Source organism: Parasediminibacterium paludis, from assembly GCF_042651445.1.
Lineage (GTDB): Bacteria > Bacteroidota > Bacteroidia > Chitinophagales > Chitinophagaceae > Parasediminibacterium > Parasediminibacterium paludis.
The window spans coordinates 127180-150220 of the sequence record NZ_JBHSDC010000022.1; the positions used below are offsets into that span (position 1 = coordinate 127180).

Sequence of the window (23041 nt, forward strand, 5' to 3'; positions counted from 1 at the left end):
GTCTAAAACACTTTACTGTATTTGTTGTTATTTATCTGATTATGAAGCAATTTGAGGTTCCCAATATTTATCGAAGCCAACTAATAAGTGCTGTAAAAGCAAAGCGTAAAAGCGAAGACAAGTTGAAGAAAGACTTTTCGCCAACATTACTAGATTTTGGTGGGTTACAAATATATCTTGCAAGGCATTTTGGCTTTTGCTATGGCGTAGAAAATGCGATAGAAATTGCTTTTAAAACCATTGATGAAAACCCCGGTAAACGTATTTTTTTGTTGAGCGAAATGATACACAACCCGCAAGTAAACGCCGACTTGCAGGCGCGTGGCGTACAGTTTTTGCAAGATACTTATGGCAAGCAATTGATTAGCTTTGACGATATTACCAAAGAAGATGTAGTACTAATACCTGCTTTTGGCACCACGCTATTGATAGAAAAAGTACTCAATGAAAAAGGCATACCAATTGAAAAATACAATACAACTTGTCCATTTGTAGAAAAGGTTTGGAACCGTGGGGAGCAAATTGCAAAAAAAGGCTACAGCATTGTTATTCATGGTAAGCCAAAGCATGAAGAAACACGGGCTACCTTCTCTCATGCAGCGGTAAATACGCCAACTATTATTGTCAATGATATGGCGGAGACGATTAAGCTTGGCAAATACATTACTGGCGAGGTAAATCCTGAGCTTTTTTATACCGAATTTAAAGGCCAATACTCTGAGGGCTTTGATATCACTAAAGATTTACAACGTTTTGGGGTTATTAATCAAACCACACAGTTAGCAACCGATACACAAGCCATTTCTGACTATTTAAAGCAATTGGTAATGACTCATTACCGATTAGACGAAACAACGATTGCAGAGCGATTTGCTGACACAAGGGATACGCTTTGCTACGCTACAAATGATAACCAAACAGCAGTAACACATATGCTACAAACAGCGGCAGATTTGGCCATTGTTATTGGCGGTTATAATAGTAGCAATACATCGCATTTGGTAGAATTGTGCGAACAAAAGCTTCCAACTTATTTTGTAGATAATGCTGATAAATTATTATCAAAAGAAGCTATACTACATTGTAATTGGCATACAAAAGCCACATCCGTAGTAGCCAATTATTTACCATCACACCAACCTATAAAAATTTTAATGACAAGTGGTGCTAGCTGCCCTGATGCTGTGGTAGAAAGTGTCATTCAAAAACTGGTAAGCTTTTACAACACGTCTAAAACTGTAGCAGATATCATTGCAGAATTTGCTTAGTAAATGTTTGGTAAATAAAATCATGTCAAAGCATTTGCTGTATATGTTTAAGCATTTTTTTCACAATATTTATAGTGTTTAGTTTACTTTCTTTACCACTACTAAATAAGTAGGGAAGTGATCACTATATCCACCTCGGTATGTTAAACCATCCCAAGTACGCATTGGATATCCTTTGTATTTACCAATATTTTCTACTAAAAATGTTTTATTGAAAATATATGGTTTATAGAAGGTATAACCATTTTGCGCTCTTGTTAACCAAGGGTAATTGATCATAATTTGATCGAATAAGCCCCACGCATCCTGATAAGCCAAAGTTCCTATTCCTTTTTTATATAAGTTGGTCCATGGATTATAGATGCCCCCTGGTTTTACCTCATCGATAGTAGCTTTTGCATTCAATACTTTGGTAATACTAGAACTTGTAGGATCGTCGTTTAAGTCGCCCATAATAATAAACTTAGCATTTGGCGCTGTTTCTGATATTTTAGCCATCTGTGCTTTACATACCGCAGCCGCGGCTGCACGACTTGGTGCGCTTCTTTCTTCGCCACCTAATCGGCTAGGCCAGTGATTCACTAATATATGAATTGTGTCACCATCAAAATTACCTTTTACCCAAAGTATATCTCTTGTATAATAGCCATTTTTACTGCCACCAGGTAGGGCTACAAAAAGTGGTTTACTAGCTATTGGTGTAAAATATTTTGGACTATAAATAAGTGCCACATCAACGCCGCGGGCATCTTTACTATCGTAATGCACAAACTTGTAATTACGCGCCTTAAGCAAAGGATGGTGTATTAAATCGTTTAATACAGTATCGTTTTCAATTTCTGAAACCCCCAAAATGGCTGGGCCATCCGGACTGGTATCTGTACCCAACTGTGCAATCACTGTTGCCAGTTTTTCAACCTTATTCCAATAAATATTACTATTATAATTACGCGGACCATTTGGCGTAAACTCATCATCATTTACTAAAGGATTATCTATTGTATCATAAAAATTCTCAAGATTGTAAAAAGCAACAACTGCCACTTTATAGGTACTTTTTTGCTGTGCAAAAATGATGAAGGGTATTAAAAATAGAAAAGTTGCAATTTTCTTCATATAAACTATTGTTAGGTAAAAATACAATTATAGTATTTTAAAATGCAAAATTTATAGAATTACACTTTTTAAATAAAATTTTTTAATCTTCTTTATTTATAATAACCTATTTTCGTATTTGAAACAAACTTTACGTATGAGACAAATGATATTTTTTTTGTTGGTCTTCCTAACCTATGAAAGCGCTTATTCGCAAGCTGGACATAAGCAAAAACCTATACGGGATACCACTCAAAAAGCCATTGATAGCGCAATGGTTGAAGAATTAAAAGACAATGTATTGGATAATATTCCTATGGTTTTTTTAGACGATAACGATTTTGGTAACACGACTAGCAATCAAAATATATCATCCGTACTTACAGCAAGTAGAGATCCTTTTTATGCTGCTGCTGCTTACAATTTTAGTCCTGCGCGTTTTAGAATGCGTGGTTATAATAACGATTTAAATGTCACTTTTATGAATGGCATTTCTATGGATAATTTAGATAATGGTTTTACACCTTTTGGTTTGTGGGGTGGTTTAAACGACGTTATGCGTATTAAAGATTTATCTATTGGCTTGCGTTATAACACATTTAGTTTTGGCGCTATAGGAAATAGTACAAGCATCGATTCGAGAGCTAGCAAACAACGTGAGCAAACACAAATTAGCTATGCTATAAGTAATAGAAATTATACCCACAGAGTAAACGCCTATTACGGCTCTGGTATTCGTAAAAAAGGTTGGGCGTATGTACTAGCTGGTAGTTTTAGAGGTGCAGATGAAGGTTATGTACTTGGGACGCATTATAATAGCTACAGTTATTTTTTTGGTGTTGATAAGCGCTTTGGTCAAAAACATTTGCTATCGTTAGTAGCATTTGGTGCGCCCACAGAAAATGGTCGCCAAACTGCAACTGTACAAGAAGCGATGGATTTGGTTGGCAGTAATTATTACAACCCTTCTTGGGGTTATCAAAATGGCAAAAAGCGCAATGCAAATGTGGCAAAAACCCATCAACCGTTTATTATTTTCACCCACGATTTCAGGATGTCAAATAACAGTTCGTTGGTAACTGCAGTTGGTTATTCTTTTGGTGAAAGCGCAACAACTGGGTTAGACTGGAATAATACGGCTGACCCAAGACCAGATTATTATCGTTATTTACCTAGCTACAAAGCCGATATTACTTTAAGACAACGCGTTGCCAATGCATTTGCTAATAATCCATTATTAAGCCAAATAAATTGGGGCAAATTATATTATGCAAATTATAGCAGCAACGAAACCATTAAAGATGCAAACGGTATTGCAGGTAATAATGTATCTGGAAAACGCGCAAGGTATATTGTGGAACAGCATACTATCGATACAAAAAAATTTAATTTCAACATTGTATTTAATAAAAAAATTGGTAATCATTTAGATGTTACTGCTGGGATATCTTATCAAAGTCAAAAAAACAACTACTTCAAGCGAGTAGGTGATTTACTTGGTGCCGAGTTTTATGTTGATTTGAACCAATTTGCTGAAAACGCTTTTCCACTAAATCCGTCAGCTGGGCAAAATAACATTTTAACGCCAAATAGAATTTTATATAAGGGTGATAAGTTCGGTTACAATTATGACATCAACATTCATCGGTCGGCTCTTTGGAAACAATTAGTGTTAAAATATAATAAAATTGATTGCTTCATTAGTGGTGAAATTTCGAATACAGCGTTTTATAGAAATGGTAATTATAAAAATGGCTTGTATGTAAATAATTCTTATGGACAATCGGCATCTTATCATTTCAACAACTATGGAGTAAAAGGGGGTGTTACTTATAAGATTAATGGAAGAAACTATTTATATGTTAGTGGTGCCATCAGTACAAAGGCGCCATATTTTGATAATGTTTATATATCGCCTAGAACACGTGACATTGTTCAGTCAGACATTAATAGCGAGAAAATTTCTTCAGTCGAAGGTGGTTATATATTAAATGCACCTAAAATTAAAGTAAGATTAACTGGTTATTATACCAAGTTTGGAGATGGCATGGATGTGGTCACTTTTTACCATGATGATTATAGAAATTTTGTCAACTATGCTTTAAGCAAAATTAACAAAGTGCATTTTGGTGCAGAGTTTGGTTTTGATGCTAAGATTACACGAAACTTATCATTAGTAGGTGCTGCTGCTGTTGGTAGATATTATTACGATAGTGAGCAACAAGCCACAGTTACGCAAGACAATAATGCAGCAGTATTAAGTAAAGAAACTGTTTATTCCGAAAATTTTAGAGTAGGAGGTACTCCTCAAGAAGCTTATAGTTTAGGTATCTCATATCGCAGCCCTAAGTTTTGGTATTTTACTGTTACGGGTAATTATTTCGATCAAATATGGTTAAATTTTAATCCTCTTAGAAGAACCGCCGCCGCCGTAAATGGCGTGATTAAAGATAGTGACCAATGGTATGGCATTATTGACCAAACACGTTTACCAGCTCAGTTTACACTAGATTTCTTTGGTGGGTATAGTTATCGATTACCAAGGCAAACAGGCTCGAAGCATAATCAATTTCTAGTATTTAATATCGGTATTAATAATTTATTGAACAATACTTCAATGATAACGGGTGGTTTTGAGCAACTGCGCTTTGATTTTCAAGAAAAAAATCCCAATAAGTTTCCACCTAAATTATTTTATGGCTATGGGCTTAACTTTTTTGCAAACATCATTTATAGGTTCCAATAAATGATACGTACAATATTCAAAATCATATAATTAAGTATAAATGAAGCATAATGTATTTCTTTTAGGGATGTTAGCAGCCTTTTCATTTGCGGCTACAATTGTAGTGTCTTGTAATAAGAAGTTTGATGAGCCACCTTTCTCTAATATTGATCCAGATATTACGGCTAATACTACTATTAAAGCGTTAAAAGCTAAGCATACAGTAGCTGGTGCCTATGATGCCATTACAACAGATATTATAATTGCAGGTGTTGTAATTGCTGATGATAGAACTGGTAATATTTACAAAACAATGTATATCCAAGATAGTACTGGTGCATTATCTGTATTGCTAGATGCAAACAGTTTGTATGCTACATTTCCTATTGGTCGTAGAGTATTTATTAATTGTAAAGGGTTAACACTTACAGATTATAATGGAATGATCCAGTTAGGAATTAAAGCCAATATTAACGGAACTGCTTCGGTGGAAGCAATACCAAGCGCTATGATCGGTCAATATATTACGGGAGGTAGTTTCAATAATACTGTGATGGCAAAGCCTGTTATTGTTAGCCAATTAACCACTAATATGCAAGATCCAAATTTGGGTTCTCTAATTCAATTAAGTAATTACGAGTTTAATAAAAGTGATACTTCCAAAACACTATCTGACACCTCTCAATTTAAAAATACTACTAACATAACAATCAATAATTGTAGTGGTGCAGCTGGAATTATCATACGCACAAGTGCTTATGCAAATTTTGCAGGCGTAAAACCTCCAAGCGGCAATGGTACCATTGCTGCGATTTATACCACTTACGGTACTACAAAGCAATTGATATTGCGTGATACCAGTGACATTAGGTTTAATGGGCCTAGATGTAGCTTGTTTGAAGAAGATTTTAATGGCTATGCAGCCACTGGTACTGCTGCTGCGGTAATACCTGGTTGGAAAAATATCATGGCAACTGGTGATGTACCCTTCACATTAGCCGCATTAAGCGGTAATGTTTTTCCTAAAGTAACGGCATTTGGTTCTACTGCTTTGCGCACTACCAATATTTCTAGTTGGTTAATTTCCCCAGACATTAATCTTCCCGCAGGTACTACACCAAAATTATCTTTTACATGCGCAAGAAGATACCCAGCGGGTACATTTAAAATATATGTGTCTACCAATTTTATAGGTACCAATGTTTCTTCAGCTACATGGACACTTATTACCACAGTACCAGCTGGTTCTGCCACGGCGTTTACTCCGTTTGATTTGTTTGGACCATTTAATTTATCAACGTATGCTGGTCAAAAAATTAATTTGGCTTTTCGTTACGAAGCACCGGCTGGTACTGCTGCAAGTGCAGTAGGTACATACGAACCAGACGATATAAAGATTAGAAACTAATAACTTTTGCTTGCGTCTAAATAAAAGGTCATTCGAAAATCGGATGGCTTTTTTATTGTCATGATGGCAGGTAATCGTTGGTGGTATTGTGTTTGATAATAGGCGAATGAAGTTAAGTGATACGCTTAGATAAAAGTTGAATAGCGAGAAAAGCGTATAAGTGTGCGACGCAACAGGTGCTCAAAGTAGAGCAACAGCTGATAACAACCATGAAAAAATAACATAAACAATACACGATTATGCAAAAAGGACAGATCAGGGTAAATACGGAAAACATTTTCCCGATTATCAAGAAATTCTTGTACAGTGAACACGACATTTTTTTACGTGAATTGATTAGTAATGCCACAGATGCGACACAGAAAGTGAAAACGTTATCATCGCTTGGGGAGTCAAAAGGTGATTTGGGCGAATTGCGAATTGATGTGATTTTAGATGCTAAGGAGAAAACCTTAACCTTTAGCGACCGTGGCGTAGGTATGACGAAAGAGGAGGTAGACAAATACTTAAACCAAGTAGCTTTTAGCGGTGCAGAAGAGTTTTTAACCAAATATAAAGATGCGAATATTATTGGTCATTTTGGCCTAGGCTTTTATAGTGCTTTTATGGTGGCTGAAAAGGTGGAAGTAATTTCTCAAAGTCACAATCTAGAGGCGCCTACGGTGTATTGGAGTTGCGATGGTAGCCCAGAATTTGAATTATACGAAGTGGAGAAAAAAGACCGTGGTACCAAAATTATTTTGCATATCAATGAGGATAGTAAAGACTTTTTAGAGCCAAGTAAAGTAAAATCTGTATTAAACAAGTTCTGTAAATTTTTACCGATTCCAATTTATTTCACCGATGTAGCAGAAGAGAAAAAAGAAGATGCTGAGGAAAAAAGTATCAATAATACCAATCCAATTTGGGTGAAAAAGCCAAGCGATTTAACCAAAGAAGATTACGAAAACTTTTACAGAGAATTATATCCGTTCAATGAAACGCCTTTGTTTTGGATTCACTTGAATGTTGATTATCCATTTAATCTAACTGGTATTTTATATTTCCCGAAAATTAAGCAGAGCTACGAAATACAAAAGGATAAAATTCAACTATACAGTAACCAAGTGTTTGTAACGGATGAAGTGAAGGAAATTGTTCCTGAATTTTTAATGTTATTGCAAGGTGTCATTGATAGCCCAGATATTCCATTGAACGTGAGTCGTAGTTACTTACAAGGTGATCCAAATGTGCGTAAAATAAACGCCCACATAACCAAAAAAGTTGCAGACAAACTTGACGAATTATTTAGAAATGAAAGGGAATCTTTTGAAGATAAATGGGAAAGCTTAGGCTTATTTGTGAAGTATGGGATGATGACTGATGACAAGTTTTTGGAAAAAGCCAATAAGTTTTTGGTAATGGAAAATGCGGTAGAGAAGAAGTTCTTTACCCTTGATGAATACAAAACCGCAACAGAGGCTTTACAGAAAAACAAAGAAGGTAAGCATGTAATTATTTATACGACCAATCCTGTGCAGCAAGATGCTTATATACAAGCTGCGGTAGCAAAAGGATATCTAGTCGTAAAAGCTGAAACGCTTGTAGATGCTGCATTTATTAACCATATGGAAATGAAATGGGATAATGTAGCTTTTGTGCGTGTTGATGCTGATATCGTAGATAATTTGGTAGACAAGCAAGACAATAATGAAAGCGTTTTAAGCAAAGAAGATGCTGAAACCTTGAAGAAATTATTTGAATTTCCAGTAGGCGATTTGCACTTAACTGTTGAAGTAAAAGGCTTGGTAAACAATGATGCTCCTGTAGTAGCTACACGTCCTGAATTTATGCGACGGATGAAAGATATGGGTGCTGTAGGTGGCGGTATGACTGCGTTTTACGCCCAAATGCCAGATGAAGTAACGTTAACCGTAAATGGTAATCACCCGATTTATAGCACTTTATTGCATGAACCAGATGTAGATAAACAAGCTAAACAAATTAGAAATTTAGCTGATTTAGCATTACTATCTCAAGGATTATTGAAAGGTGCTGAATTAACCAACTTCATTAATCGAAGTGTTGAATTGATGAAGGCATAATTAGAAAATGATGGATATTTAAAAGCCAATCTATAAAAGGATTGGCTTTTTTATTTAGTCTAAAAATTTGTTTTTTAATTCAGGTGATGGTAACCAACAAGTGTCTTTTTTACCAAACCATTTGTACCTATTTTTTGCAATAATATTATAAACACCATCTCTTATAAAGCTAGGTACAATAATACACCAATATAATAAGCGAATAGCCCCAGATAATTGTTTAGTCGCTATCAAAGCAGCAGTAGAGCGTTGGTAAATAATACCATTTTGAAGCAGAATAAAGGAATTGAAATTGGTATTGCTCAATTGATTTGCTGCAAGCACTTGCTGCCCAAATTGGCTTTGTAATGAGGCAAATAGAAAATGATTATTTGGGTCATGTTTTATTACGTATTGAACAGCACTATTGCATAAGTTACAAACCCCGTCGAAGAGAATAACAGGCTGTTTAATATCTTGTAATGCTGTCATGTTGCAAAAGTAGGATAGGAACACTGATATTATAGATGATATAGATTAATACTGATTTTTTTCTTATAGCGAAACATTATTTTATCTTTTAGGGGAAATCCCCTTAATCAGCGTCATCAGCGTTTCAATCTATACAAAAACAAAACAACCACCTTACTTGCATAAGATGGCTGTTTATATAACAGCTAATTTGTTACTAATTATTTAGCAGCGTCTTCGCCACCTTCTAATTTCGCACGTAATTCAGCTAAAGCACCAATATCACCTAAAGTTGTTTTTTCAACTTTCGCTTGAACAGCTTTTACAGCTTTCTTAGTGTTTTCAGCTTCAGCTCTTGCTTCTTTCTTCACGGCTTCTTTCTCTTCTGCTTGAACTTGCTCCCAAACGCGGCTATGACTTAACAAGATGCGTTTTTCGTTACGATCAAATTCAATTACCACAAATGGTAAAGTTTCTTCTGCAACCACTGTTTTACCGTCTTCTTTTGTAAGGTGACGAGCTGGCGCAAAACCTTCTAAACCGTAAGGCAATTGTACCAAAGCGCCTTTGTCATCTTTACGTGTTACAGTGCCTTCGTGTGTAGAACCGATAGCAAATGTATCTTCTAAAGAATTCCAAGGATCTTCTTCTAATTGTTTGTGACCTAATTGTAATTTACGATTGTCTTTATCAATACCCATGATAATGATGTCGATGTGTTCACCAACTTTCACATAATCACTTGGGTGGTTAAAGCGTTTCAACCAGCTTAAATCGCTGATGTGAATCATACCACCAATGCCTGGCTCTAATTCAACAAATACACCATAAGGCGTGATGTTTTTCACCAAACCTTTGTGTTTGCTTTCTACTGCATATTTGTTTTCAATAGTGCTCCAAGGATCGACAGTCATTTGTTTGATAGACAGGCTCATTTTGCGAGCATCTTTATCAAGTGTTACAACTTTCGCTTCGTATTCGTCGTTTAGTTTGAAGAATTCTTTAGCATTGATAGGTGTGTTAGCCCAAGTAATTTCACTTACGTGTACCAAACCTTCAACACCTGGTTGAATTTCTAAGAAAGCACCATAATCTTCAATATTAACAACTTTACCTTTTACAATGCTACCTTCAGCTAAGCCTTCTGGCAATACATCCCAAGGGTGTGGTGTTAATTGTTTTAAACCTAAGCTGATACGTTTTTTATCATCATCAAAGTCTAATACAACCACTTGTAATTTCTGATCCATTTTCAATACCTCACTTGGGTGAGAAATTCTACCCCATGAAATATCAGTAATGTATAATAAGCCATCCAAGCCACCAAGATCCATAAATGCACCAAAGTCAGTAATGTTTTTCACAATACCTTCTAGTACTTGACCTTTCTCTAATTTGCTCATGATTTCAACACGTTGAGCTTCGATATCGCTTTCAATTAAGGCTTTGTGAGATACAACGGCATTCTTAATAGTTTCGTTAATCTTAACAACTTTAAATTCCATTGTTTTACCCACAAACTGATCGTAATCAGTAACAGGTTTAACGTCAATTTGGCTACCTGGTAAGAAGGTTTCCATACCAAATACATCCACAATCAAACCACCTTTAGTTTTGCTAGTAACATTACCAGTAACCACTTCGCCAGTTTTGTGAACTTCCATAATACGTTGCCAAGCACGGAAAATTCTAGCACTCTTACGGCTTAAAGTAAGGTTACCGTTTTTGTCTTCTTTCTCTACCACCATTACTTCCACTTCGTCACCAACTTTTAGACCTGGATAGTCACGGAATTCGTTTAAAGAAATCAAACCATCGCTTTTAAAACCAATGTTTACAACTACATCCGTTTTAGTTAAACCAACAACGCCACCGTTAATGATTTCACCATCAGCAATTTGTACAAAAGTGTCTTCGTACACTTTATCGTACTTTAATTTTTCTTCGCTAGAGTACAAACTCACGTTACGTTTGTCTACACTCCAGTCAAAATCATCATGCGCAGTAGCAATAACTTCTACTACGGGTTGTGCAGCTACAACTGGTTCAGTTGCTGCTTCCACTATTGCTTCAGGGGCAACAGTTTCTTCCACAGGTGCATTTGTTGTTGCAGTTGTAGCTTCTACAACCTCTTCAGGGGCTGCAGCACTATCCTGTGCATCTGCATTTAGTTGTTTAATGAAAAAATTCATAAAAAATTCCGAATGTTTTTATTTCGGGCGGCAAAAGTAATTAAAAATACTACTCAAAAGTCAGTCACAGCAAGCATTTTAAAGCTTTATTGGGTTATCAGCAGCAGTTTTTCAATAAAACTTCGTTGCGTCGCACTCTTGTACGTTCATTTCGCTGCGCAACTTTGCCCATTTTGTAGACCTTTTCATGTTATTTTGATACATATTTTACCACTTTTTATATGAAACAACAACTTGCACATATAGCCCTTGTAGTAGCCGATTACGATGAAGCTATCGTTTTTTACACCCAAAAACTACAATTCACTTTGGTAGAAGACACGCAACTAAGCGATACTAAACGGTGGGTATTAATAGCCCCTAAAGGTTCGCAAAATGGCTGTAACATTTTACTAGCCAAAGCAGTAGGTGATGAGCAAGTAAGTAGAATTGGCAATCAAACTGGTGGCAGAGTATTTTTATTTCTATACACCGATAACTTCTGGCGAGATTATAACCAGATGCAATCAGATGGTATTGTTGTCGTAAGACAACCTTTAAAAGAAGCATATGGCATAGTAGCCGTATTTGAAGATTTATATGGCAATTTATGGGATTTAATTCAGCCGAATTAGGTCATAAATATCAATTTATAAGTACTTAATTTTTAGGCACTAAATATTCTTGCAAGGCTTTTACGTAAGATTCAAAAGCAGCAATTCCTACAAGCGTAATTTTGCAAGTAGTTTGCGGATAATTATTTACAAACTGCTTGGTTACTTCTACATAGCCTACATCTTTTAGCTTTTGTATTTGTACCGATAAATTACCAGCGGTAGCGTTGGTTTTATCTTTTATAAAAGTAAACTCAGCTTCTTTCACACTTATCAGTAAGCTCATTACTGCCAAGCGTAATTGCGAATGTAATATGGGATCCAGTTCTTTAAACATTAGCAGTTTTTTCCTTTTTTGTAACGATTACGCAAAATCAATCCAGGAATTAGCCAATTACCAATACCTGCCATACCTGCCAATAGATTATCATATGTGGTAGATGTATATAAAGAAATGAAGAAGAAAATATAGCAAGCCATGGCACCATAAATCATAGGTTTAAAGCGGCGAGCTAAACCTGTAACCAGCGTTGGAAACGCATATAGAATTATTAGCAATGAACTTCCACTTAAAGCAAAAGCTTTAAAGGGTTCTATGATACCCTTTGCATTTTTTTGAAATAATGTAATACCATCGCTAGCAAATAAATGCGCCGAGCTAAATGGAATAATATTAATATATGCTATCATCGCAAAAATACTAATGCCATAAACTGTCCACACAGCATCCATCGCTATTTGCATATCGGTTCTTACAACTCGGTTTCTACTTTCTTTAATGCTGATGAAAATTTGTGGTATTAATGCCACTAGCGTTAAAATCCAAACGTCAAATCCAATACTAAATTTCCAATATAATTCAGCAAAATGTAATAACCCACAAAAGCCCACAACGCTTCCCCACAAAATAGCACTAGTGCCATCTTCATGAAAGTGACTTGCTTTTGCTTTGGCAATCATATCGGTTATCAGACGTAGGCTTTCCTGTTCATTCATTGGTGTTTCTTCGTTCATCATAACTAGTTGGTTTGTAAGTATTTTTTACGCATTAAATATCCGGGAACAATCCATGCAACCAGCATTGTAATCGGTATAAAAAGTAATTGATAATCGTATGGTATTTTGGTTAAGCTTGTGCTTGCTACAAAGCTGATTATCCAACAGCCCACGCCGCCAATTGTTAAAGGTTTAAACCGCAGCAATATGCCCGAAAGAAATACAGGAATACCATATAAAACTAAAATACAAGGTGTAAATAACGTGTAATACGCACTAAACATGCTGCCTGTATTGCTTATGGCATAACCTATTAAAAACATGGCGGCTACAAAGCTTATCCACACATAACCAATTACTTCGTCATAGTAAGTTTTTACAGTTCTTTCTCGTTTCTTGCGCTTTAGATAAATCATTTGGTAGATCGCTACCAACCAAGTAATCCCCCAGATTCTGTAATGGTATTGGTATTGGAAAAAATGTAATAAAACAAATTGTAGAAAGCTACAAACAAAAACTGTCCAGCCCCACAACAAGTATAAATGTCCATTCTCTGCAAACTTATTTTGTGCCTTTTGTATCATGCTTTCAATAAGTGCCAGACTTTCTTGTGGCGAAAAATGCTTTTTTCCCATTTTTTTTATTTTTTGTTAACCAGCAGTAGTAGTACTATGAAACATCGTTGCGTCGCACACTTGTACGCTTTGTTCTACTTTGAACTTTTTGGTGCATATTGTTTTAAAAACTTAGTAATCAAAACTGACCCAACTACAGTTGGCAATAACCACAAAATCCAATCTTGTTGTATGTGTACATTTACTACTAAAAAAGCTGTGTAAGTTGCTATCAAGCCGCCCATCATCCTTGTAATATGGCTAGCCATCCAATGTTTTTTAAGTGGCTTTTTACCTTTCAACAAGCCATAATCTAATCTTGCATAATTAAGGCAAATGCCACCAAATACAGCGGGTACCAAGCTAAATGTATTGCCATTTTTCAATGCAAAAGCAGCCAATGCGATTAAGAACGCACCAAATACTACCGCAAAAAGTGTAATAGCGTAGTCGATAGTTCCAATTGGAGAATCTGTTGTTTTTAATTGACGTTTCAGATGTATTATTCTATAACCACTTATTATCATGTATAGCGTAAAGCCACCAACAGCAAATAAAAACAGATTGTGGTGATTGGGCAACCAACTGATGATTAGCGCCGCCAATGAAGCTATTAACATCCCGTAAAAATATACTCTACCCACACCATTGTGCAACTTACTTCCCTTTTTTACTGATGCAGCTACCGCACCAGTAATTAATCCGGTAGTACCCCCAGCTATGTGCAGTATAATTAATATCGAAAAAAGTGAAGGCATGGCTATGATTTATGATTGTAGATTTAGGATTTATGATTTTACACCTTCCAATTCTCAAAAACTTGGAAGGTGTAAAATAAATTAGTTACAAGCAGCCAATTGTTTCGCAGCTTCTTCTGCGCCCCATGTTGGGTGAAATGGTGAAGCAGGTGTGTATGTTTTAAACAACTCTACAGATTTTGCAAATAAAGGTTTTGCAACTGCTTTGCCACCGCCAAATGCTTCAGGTGTATTAAACAATGTCATGCCATCTAGGTAGTAAATTCTAGGATTTGTTGGGTCTACTTTTTTAGCGTTTTCCAATGATGCTTTTGCAGCAGCGCCAAACGTTTGCCAGCGGCTCATTGGATCTACCATCATTTGTAAAATAGCAACTTGTTGTTCTAAACAATACAAGTCGGCTGTTTTTTCAATAGCCATACCTTTCGATACCAATACTTTACAAGCTTCGCCTACTTTGTCCTTATCAGCTTTTGGGTCGGCCCAAGCACTTTGGTATAAGCTTAATGCGGCATAATAATAAGGTAGCCATTGTGTTTTTTCTGCATCGCCAATGCGCTCAAAAAAAGCAGAAGTTTCTACCAAGGCGGGTGCGGTTTTGGCTTCTTTCATCATGCCTAAACCTTTTGCCATACCTGCTTCAAATTTGCCTTGTGCACTTACTAAAGTTGCCATAAAAAGGCTTGCAATCACTAATAATTGTTTCATGTTGTTGTATTTTTTGTGTTGATAATTGATAATTTGTATTATAGTTTATTTTTAAGTTTTTGGTACTCGTTTTCAATAGATTGTTTGGTATTTATGGCGTAGGCTTTTACAAACTTGCTAGCTAAGCCAAAGCCCCAAAATAGTGTAGCCCAAGCTGGCCAAGGGATATTAAAGCGCCAACGGATATCTTCATTAAACATATCGTTTCTAGCTTGGTTACCTGCAGTGATGTACCAAATACACCATAAAAAAGGAATAACGATACAAAAGCTAATAAGGCTTTTTTTAAACTTAGCTCTGTCTTTTGCTATTTCCCAAAGTGGGTCGTTTATGGGTTCCATAACAGCTATATTTAAGGTTATTTATTTTGATTTTTTAAGCGTTCATACTCGCTTTCGGCACTAAATATTTTATCCCCATGATAAGCATGAAAATATTGAAATGCCAAGCCTACGCCCCAACCTAATGCTGGCCAAATGGGCCAATAATAACTATATGGGCCACTAGAAAAATACCAAATGGCATTAAGTAATAGATTCACAATTAAGTAACTAGCAAGGCTGCTTTTAAATGCTACACGAGCTTTGGCGGTTTTCCAAAGTTGTTCGTCTTTTTGTTCGTTTGTCATGGTTAATGTTGATTTATTTGATTTGAATGGAATAATGAGTTAATTATTGAATTTAGGTTGGTACTATAAATTTATAAATCTCTTAAACTTTAAACCCAAATTATAAGTTATTATTAATCGCATCTTGGCGTTTATCAACACCCCAACTTAAGAACAACCCAATAAAGTAAAACTGCGGGGCTGGCGGCCTGATAGCTTCTTTATAAGTGCCGCTGTAATTATAGTTGTAGCCATAAATCTGATCGCTGTTAAGCACATTGGTAACACTAGCAACTATTACTGCATACGACTTGCCGAGCTTGGTTAAATAATTTAAACTAAAGCCTAAATTATTGTAATCTTTGGTTTTGCCTTGGTCTTTTATATCATATTTATTACCGTTGGCTATAAAATCGTAATAAGGTCTACCTGTTGCGTAGCTATAGGTAAAATTGAAGCCTGTATTAATTTTGGTAATAAATTTTTTTACCACCAGCGATGCCGTATGCGTTGCTGCAAATGTTGTTTGCAACTGGCTAGGGTAGTTGTTAAACTGACGTTTCGTATCTAAAAATGAGTAACTTAACCAATAATCTAAACCTTTAAAAGTTTTTTTATCTCTCCAAAAAATCTCTAAACCTTGCGCATAACCATCGCCATAATTATAGTAAATATTATTTGGTGGTGTTATAATTAAATTGTGGTATTTTTTATAAAAAGCCTCTGCTCTAAATGTTTGTAAAGCATTGGTTTTAATATAATTAATTAAATAATGCGTTGCTTTTATATAGCCCAAAGCGGTAGGATTGCTATATAAATAGTTGTTTTCAGGCTTTTGATAAAACTCACCATACACCAAGCTCATTTGCGCACCAGGACTAGTTTTATAAGCCAATGAAATGCGAGGTGCAATATTGCTTTTGTTGATGATAGATGAATTTTCGAATCTAGCACCCACTTTTGCGGCTAAATCGTTTGTAATATATAAATCGGCTTCACTAAACAATGCTGCAAAATTATCTTTCAAAATATAATTAGTATTATTATAATTAGTATTTGTATAGCCATACCAATATTCGCCACCAAAATGTACGACACTAATACCAGAAAGGCGTTTGTCAAAAACAGTTCTAATTTGTGTTAAATCTTGCCGACTATTGGTAGTAAAATTTTTACTGTCAATCCAGCTATAACTAGTAGTTGTAGGTGTGTTACTAGGGTTTTGTATTTGCTGGTATAATTCATCCCTATTAGTACTAAAACTAAAGCCAGTATTCACTTTCCAGCCATTGCCTAAGTTTTCTTTCCAGCTAATATTATTGTAAAAATTATGGTTTTTAATGCTAAAAGCATCCTTTAAAATAAGGCTATCAATATCTGGTCTTCTAAGGCCAATATTGCTGGCGCCATAGCTTGTATAAAATTTTATCATACCAGCTTTAGTTTTAATTCTAAAATTGGCGTCGGTGGTGTGAAATTCTGGTATGTGAAAATAATCTGGTTTTTGCTTAACTAGGGCAAAATAGGCAGCCAAATTGGTATAATTATAATTGATGCCCCAAGATGATTTTTTGTTTTTGGCAAGTTCTTGCAAGCCCGCACCTACCACAACTGCGCTCAAAGAAGCAGTGGCTTGTGATTGGTCTGGTAGATCAATACTTTCTAAAATTAAAGCAGATGATAATGCCTGGCCATATAAAGCAGAATAGCCGCCTGTGCTAAACACCGTACCCTTAAATAAAAATGGTGAAAAACGACCACGGCTTGCGATATCTGGCACACTTGCGTTAAAAGGATTATTAACCACTGTGCCATCTATAAATTGTTTGGTTTCGTAAGCGGTACCGCCACGCACAAACAAGCCCTCTTGCTCGCCTACTTGTTGTGCACCCGGTAGTGTTTTTACTGCTGCTACAATATCTGCATTACCGCCTGCAGTAGTTAAAATATCAAGCGTACTTAATACCGTAGACGCTTTTTTGCGATCACCAGCCTCAAAGCTACCCGCAGTAACCGTTACGGCCTTTAGTTCTGTTACTTCCTCTTTCAAGTTAAAATTAGTAACGATAGCTTCGCTGCTAATTGTAATTTGGGTTTCTACAGTTTTATAGCCAGTAGATTTTGCTACTACAACTTGGTTACCTTTTTCAAAGGTTTTAAAAGAAAAATAACCAACGCTGTCAGAAATACCACCATCGTAACTATCTTTTACCACTACAGAAGCGCCAGCAATAATTCTGCCTTTGGTATCTTTTACACTACCACTAATTCTTATTTGTGCTAGTAGGACAGTGCTTGTAAGTATTGTAGTAAGGAAAATGATAAACTTTTTCATAGCAGTTATTTTATTTGACAATGCGAACATAGACTAGTTTATAAAATAAACCAAATTATTTTTCAAATAAAATTTTAGTGTCAAAATGCACAATACTTTTTCGTACCTATGTATGGTTAATCGGATTGTTGGTAAATGTTTATAATTAATAGCACAGTAATTTTTTACTTATCCTAAAAAAAATTATTTTCATGGAATATATTTCAATTAAACGGTACCTTCAACTAATAAAATCTAGTATTGAATGAGAACAACTCTGTTGTTGTTGTTTTGCCTATTGTCATTGGTTTCTAAGTCACAATTGATTGCTGATTTTCAAACGGCTAATGGCGTATTAGGCGGTTGTTCACCATTTTCTGTTAGTTTCCAAAATACAACCAAAGGCGCTAGTGCAAGTGCTATTTACAAATGGGATTTGGGCAATGGCAATACGTCTTCATTGCAAAATCCTGGTGCCACGTATGCAATTGAAAAAACATATACAGTAGTACTTACCGTCACTGATAATGGCAATACTTCCACCAAGCAACTTGATATTACTGTTTACAAAAAGCCTGCGGCGAATTTTTCAATAAAAGACACAAAAGGCTGTTTGCCTTTTACTACCGTTTTTACAAGCGAATCAGCAGCTGGGGATGGCACTATTACCAACTTTTTCTGGGATTTTGGTGATGGAAGTTCAACCACTGTTTCCTCGCCAACGGCTACGCATACATTTACTAGTACACAATCTCCACATATTGTATTAGTGGTTACCAATAGTTTTGGGTGTCAAGCGTCTGTTGCTAAAGATACTTCCATAACTGTAAACAAACCACCTGTGGCGGGTTTTAAGGTATCTGATACTACTCTGTGTAAACTTACCGATAGTGCTGTATTTACAAATATGACTACTGGTCCCGGAAATATTACGTACAAATGGGATTTTGGTGACAGTAGCTTTGCTACTAGTTATAATGCTTCGCATGTGTACAATGCAAAAGGGCAGTATAATGTAACACTTACGGCTACTAGCAATTTAGGTGTTGGTTGTGTAAGTGTAGCCCAACAGATTTCGCCCATTTCGGCAGCTTTTTTTAATTCTAATTTTTTAGTGCCAACTGTCACTTGTAGTCATAATTCGATAAACTTTAATGCTGCTAATCTCGTTGCAGCATCAAATACACAATGGCAGTTTAGTGATGATGGTTTTAGTAAAACCTTTACAGGAAGTAGTATCAATAAAACTTTTGCTAATGCTGGTTCTGCTGTTGTGCGCATGATTAATACATATGGTAAATGTATTGATACCATTCAGAAAACAATCAAGATCAATCAATCGCCAAACTTGGGTGGGTTTATTATTAGTCATGATCTATTTTGTAGTTTACCAGTAAATTTTATTTTTAAAGATACCACAACAAAAGCGGTAAAATGGTTGTGGCAATTAAATGGTGCTAATACTACTGTTGATTCTACAAAAAGTGTGACTGCCATTTACCAAAATGAAGGTAATTATGTGGCTGCGTTAAAAGTTATAGATAGCCTTGGTTGCTTTGATACAATTAGTAAACCTTTTTCTGTACAAATACCAAAATACCCTATTTCTGACATTTCTACTACAAGCCCTACCGATGTTACTGGTTGCCCAGGTTTTACACTAACTTTTGGGGCAACACCTGCGAGCGATTTGATAAGTTATCTATGGAATTTTGGGGATAGTTCTGCAACTGATACCACCGCTAATCCTAGTCATACTTATACCAAAGAAGGTGTAAGTAAGGTAACGCTTAGTTATGTTACCAAAGCTGGATGCACTGGTGTTTCTAGCTTTACAAAAGATGTGATTGTATACAAAAAGCCTGTAGTAGATTTTAGTGTTTCTGACACAGTAATTTGTGGAAGTACAATGGTTACATATACCGATAAATCGTCTGTTCCAGTTACTTTTTGGAACTGGAATTTTGGGGATGGGGGTGGTATCTCTTCTAATTTGCCAACTACAACACATAAATATTATGATTCGGGATACTATAACGTCACACTAATTGCCTTTAATAATACTTGTAGCGATAGCTTGGAAAAGAAAAAATATGTATACGTGTTGCCACTATTTGTAGATTTATCTAAGCAGACCAATACATGTAATGGACTTAGAGATAGTATTTGGTTCATGCCAAAATATCGATTTGTAGACAGTGTTACTTGGTATTTTGGTGATGGCGATTCTTTAATATCTAATCCTAACATTGATACCGTATTACATCAATATAAAAAAACAGGTAACTACATCATTGGCGCTACTATTAGCAATAAATATTGCAGCTTAACAGAAAATACATATACCGATGTTATGCTGAAACAAAAGCCCGTATTGGTTGCTAGCGCCGATACGATTTGCTTAAATGATTCGCTACATATTTTGGTGAATAATCTAGAAAATAATCCTATCAATGGACCTACCGGTCCTGCACAATACCTTTTGCAAAGTTGGCAACTTTCAGATAGTTCCAATTTTATGGGTAGTACTACAACAAGGCCGGGTGTTTTCACCTTTGGTAATAGTTTTTCAGATATTTTTTGGAATTTAAAAAATGGCACACAAAGTATTAGGGGGATTTTTAGAACAGCAGGGTTTGGCTGTAACGATACCACCAATTTTATTAGGGTTACCACCAAAGGGCCTACAGCAGGTTTTTTTACTACCAACACGGAAACCTGTTTTAAATTACCAGTTACATTTAGCGATACTTCATATAAGGGTTTTGATGCACCCATTGTAACGCGGGATTGGACTTTTGGTGATGGAACAACTAGTACAAAAACAGATTCAACCAGTTTTACACATTTGTATTCTTCACCGGCCAATTATAATGTTCAATTGAAAGTAACGGATGCTGACGGTTGTTATAGCATTGCCACAAACACTGCAACGCCAATTCAAATTTTAGGGCCAAAAGTTGATTTTAATTGGAATGCCAATCCTATTTTAACAGGAACTACTGTTACATTTACTAATAACACAAATAGTTTTGGTAGCAATACCAATTATCAATGGCATTTTAGTAATAGTGGTTTAAACTCAACTTCTTTTGGGCCTATCGATCAATCGTATACAAATAATGCTACTGTGGATACTGTGAGACTTATTGCTACCAATAATGCCATTCAATGTACGGATACTTTGGTGCAAATAATTCCTGTGAAAAGGTTAGGGGTGCAGTTTACGTATACTACTTCATATGTTAATCAATCAAATTGTCCACCAGTCATTGTTAATTTTAAATCCGTATTACAACGTGTTAATACTATCAGTTGGAATTTTGGAGATGGTACTACTGCAGGTAATATTTTGGAACCGACACACACTTATGCCAAGCCTGGTGTATACACCATTACATTGTATGGTTATGGCAATAATAATTTGGTAGATTCTGTTTCTGATGTGTTTGTTGTAAAAGGGCCTTATGCTGCTTTATCTTCTAATGCCGTAATTAGTTGTTTGCCATTTACTGTGAAACTTACAGCACATACAGTAAACGCTGCAAGTTTTATATGGGATTTTGGCGATGGTAGTTTGTCTTCAGTGCAAGATACCATCGCATCACACCAATATTTAACACCAGGTATTTATCAGCCCGCTCTAATTATGAAAGACAGTGCGGGATGCAGCGCAGCATTTAGTCTGCCTACTACTGTTTTAGTTGACTCATTACAGCTTAATATCACACCTTCACCAATTGCCGTTTGCAAAGCTGGTGTTATCAACTTTGCCAATAATATAATAAGTGTTTCTGACAGCTTAAATCCTGCGTCTACAAAGTATCATTGGGTATTTGGTACAGGTAATTTAGCCGATACAAGTAATAATGCTAGCTCGCTATTTAATTACACGAAAGTGGGTAAATATCCTGTGAGCCTTCATGTTTCAACCGCTTCAGGCTGTAGTAAAGCAATAGTAGATACTGTAGAAGTGAAGCCTGTTGCTACTACCACTATTTCATCGCCTGCAATTATCTGTGAATATGATACAGCAGCGTTTACAGCAACTTCAAGTATAGCTAATAATGCTATCTATCAATGGAATTTCGGTAATGGTAATACATCTACACTACTCAATCCTTCGGCTCAACGCTATGTATCATCCACAGTGCCTTATAATGTGTCGTTAATCAGTAACTATAATGGCTGCTACGATACTACCAATACCACCATTAAAGTGTTGCACAATCCTGTGGTTAATTTGCTACCAAAGCTTACCAATATTTGCTTGGGTGATTCTCTGTTATTAAAGGCAAATGACGGTATTAGTTATCAATGGCAAGCCAATGCACCATCTTCTAGTAATACTTATGTAGCGAAGCCAAAAATAGATACCAAGTATGTGGTTACGGTTACTAATGCAGCAGGCTGTTCTAGTAAAGATTCAGCCGTAATAACGGTGTCGCAACCTTTTAAAGTAACACTCTCGCCTGATGTGGTTTTGTGTTTGGGAAGTAATACCCAATTACAAGCAAGTGGTGCCAACAATTACCAATGGATTAATAATACCACAGGCTTATCTGCTACTAATATTGCTAATCCTTTGGCTAGTCCAATTGTTACCACCAAATACACAGTTATTGGTTTCGATAATGTAGGTTGTTTTAAAGATACCAATAGCATTACCGTTACATTAGCGCCTTTACCTACAGTAAATGCAGGGCCAGATTTATTAATGGGTACGGGTACTTCTGCTAATATAAACGGTACAGGTAGTAGCGATGTAGTAAGTTGGTTATGGTCGCCAGATAAATACTTAAGCTGTACAGCTTGCCAAACTACCACCACTACACCACGTAGTAATATTACTTATACGCTTACAGGCACCACACAATATGGTTGTACTGCAAAAGATTCTATGACCATTACATTGAGTTGTATTCAAGGTAACTTGTTTATTCCATCAGGATTTACACCTAATAATGACGCACTAAATAGTGTATTTTATCCATTAGGTAGAGGCATTAAAAATGTGAGATATTTTACTATTTTCAACAGAGGCGGCGAGAAAATTTTTGAAAGACAAAACTTTAATGTCAACGATAAATCTGCTGGTTGGGACGGTAAGTTTAAGGGTAACGAAGCTGCTTCAGGCGTATATGTATATGTAATTGAAGTTGAATGCGATACGGGAGATATTTTTTCTAATAAGGGTACAATTACTTTAATTCGGTAAATAATTCAATA

17 protein-coding genes are annotated in these 23041 nt (G+C 35.9%); 6 read left to right on the forward strand and 11 right to left on the reverse strand.

Annotation, left to right across the window (positions count from 1 at the left end; genetic code table 11):
* Positions 1-41 precede the first annotated feature (41 nt).
* Positions 42-1268, forward strand: a complete 1227-nt coding sequence (locus ACFOW1_RS10920; RefSeq protein WP_379014248.1) for a 4-hydroxy-3-methylbut-2-enyl diphosphate reductase — start codon at positions 42-44, stop codon at positions 1266-1268.
* 78 nt (positions 1269-1346) lie between these two features.
* Here ACFOW1_RS10920 and ACFOW1_RS10925 read toward each other — a convergent pair whose 3' ends face one another.
* Positions 1347-2384, reverse strand: a complete 1038-nt coding sequence (locus tag ACFOW1_RS10925) for an endonuclease/exonuclease/phosphatase family protein (RefSeq protein ID WP_379014250.1) — start codon at positions 2382-2384, stop codon at positions 1347-1349.
* A gap of 136 nt (positions 2385-2520) precedes the next feature.
* On the opposite strand from ACFOW1_RS10925, the gene ACFOW1_RS10930 reads away from it, so the two are divergent.
* From ACFOW1_RS10930 to htpG, 3 genes are all read left to right on the forward strand, one after another.
* On the forward strand, positions 2521-5109 hold the full coding sequence (locus ACFOW1_RS10930; protein WP_379014251.1) for a TonB-dependent receptor: 2589 nt from the start codon (positions 2521-2523) through the stop codon (positions 5107-5109).
* Positions 5110-5149: 40 nt separating this feature from the next.
* On the forward strand, positions 5150-6496 hold the full coding sequence (locus ACFOW1_RS10935; RefSeq protein WP_379014253.1) for a DUF5689 domain-containing protein: 1347 nt from the start codon (positions 5150-5152) through the stop codon (positions 6494-6496).
* A 239-nt stretch (positions 6497-6735) separates the two neighbouring features.
* On the forward strand, positions 6736-8580 hold the full coding sequence (gene htpG, locus ACFOW1_RS10940; protein WP_379014254.1) for a molecular chaperone HtpG: 1845 nt from the start codon (positions 6736-6738) through the stop codon (positions 8578-8580).
* 54 nt (positions 8581-8634) lie between these two features.
* Here htpG and ACFOW1_RS10945 read toward each other — a convergent pair whose 3' ends face one another.
* Together ACFOW1_RS10945 and rpsA are read right to left on the reverse strand one after the other, a co-directional pair.
* Positions 8635-9051, reverse strand: a complete 417-nt coding sequence (locus tag ACFOW1_RS10945) for a thiol-disulfide oxidoreductase DCC family protein (protein WP_379014256.1) — start codon at positions 9049-9051, stop codon at positions 8635-8637.
* A gap of 200 nt (positions 9052-9251) precedes the next feature.
* Positions 9252-11222 carry a 30S ribosomal protein S1 gene (gene rpsA / locus ACFOW1_RS10950; RefSeq protein WP_379014257.1) on the reverse strand — a complete coding sequence of 657 codons (1971 nt, stop codon included), beginning with the start codon at positions 11220-11222 and terminating at the stop codon, positions 9252-9254.
* 221 nt (positions 11223-11443) lie between these two features.
* Here rpsA and ACFOW1_RS10955 point away from each other — a divergent pair, with 221 nt between their 5' ends.
* The gene (locus tag ACFOW1_RS10955; RefSeq protein ID WP_379014258.1) at positions 11444-11836 is read left to right on the forward strand and encodes a VOC family protein; all 393 of its coding nucleotides are present in this window, start codon (positions 11444-11446) and stop codon (positions 11834-11836) included.
* A gap of 25 nt (positions 11837-11861) precedes the next feature.
* On the opposite strand, the gene ACFOW1_RS10960 is transcribed toward ACFOW1_RS10955, so the two are convergent.
* The 8 genes from ACFOW1_RS10960 to ACFOW1_RS10995 all read right to left on the reverse strand — a co-directional run bounded on the left by ACFOW1_RS10960 (position 11862) and on the right by ACFOW1_RS10995 (position 17833).
* Positions 11862-12152, reverse strand: a complete 291-nt coding sequence (locus ACFOW1_RS10960; protein ID WP_379014260.1) for a winged helix-turn-helix domain-containing protein — start codon at positions 12150-12152, stop codon at positions 11862-11864.
* Entirely contained in the window at positions 12152-12832 is a 681-nt protein-coding gene (locus ACFOW1_RS10965; RefSeq protein ID WP_379014261.1) for a hypothetical protein, read from the reverse strand. The genes ACFOW1_RS10960 and ACFOW1_RS10965 overlap by 1 nt, the downstream gene beginning before the upstream one ends.
* 2 nt (positions 12833-12834) lie before the next feature.
* On the reverse strand, positions 12835-13446 hold the full coding sequence (locus ACFOW1_RS10970) for a hypothetical protein (protein ID WP_379014263.1): 612 nt from the start codon (positions 13444-13446) through the stop codon (positions 12835-12837).
* A 74-nt stretch (positions 13447-13520) separates the two neighbouring features.
* Positions 13521-14183, reverse strand: a complete 663-nt coding sequence (locus ACFOW1_RS10975) for a hypothetical protein (RefSeq protein WP_379014264.1) — start codon at positions 14181-14183, stop codon at positions 13521-13523.
* An 81-nt stretch (positions 14184-14264) separates the two neighbouring features.
* Positions 14265-14891 carry a hypothetical protein gene (locus tag ACFOW1_RS10980; protein ID WP_379014266.1) on the reverse strand — a complete coding sequence of 209 codons (627 nt, stop codon included), beginning with the start codon at positions 14889-14891 and terminating at the stop codon, positions 14265-14267.
* 38 nt (positions 14892-14929) lie between these two features.
* Positions 14930-15232 (reverse strand): 2TM domain-containing protein, encoded by a 303-nt coding sequence (locus tag ACFOW1_RS10985; protein WP_379014268.1) that lies wholly within the window; start codon positions 15230-15232, stop codon positions 14930-14932.
* 17 nt (positions 15233-15249) lie between these two features.
* Positions 15250-15519 (reverse strand): 2TM domain-containing protein, encoded by a 270-nt coding sequence (locus ACFOW1_RS10990; protein WP_379014269.1) that lies wholly within the window; start codon positions 15517-15519, stop codon positions 15250-15252.
* Between the two features lie 100 nt (positions 15520-15619).
* Entirely contained in the window at positions 15620-17833 is a 2214-nt protein-coding gene (locus ACFOW1_RS10995) for a TonB-dependent receptor (RefSeq protein ID WP_379014271.1), read from the reverse strand.
* 244 nt (positions 17834-18077) lie between these two features.
* Here ACFOW1_RS10995 and ACFOW1_RS11000 point away from each other — a divergent pair, with 244 nt between their 5' ends.
* The gene (locus ACFOW1_RS11000; RefSeq protein ID WP_379014272.1) at positions 18078-23030 is read left to right on the forward strand and encodes a PKD domain-containing protein; all 4953 of its coding nucleotides are present in this window, start codon (positions 18078-18080) and stop codon (positions 23028-23030) included.
* Positions 23031-23041 lie beyond the last annotated feature (11 nt).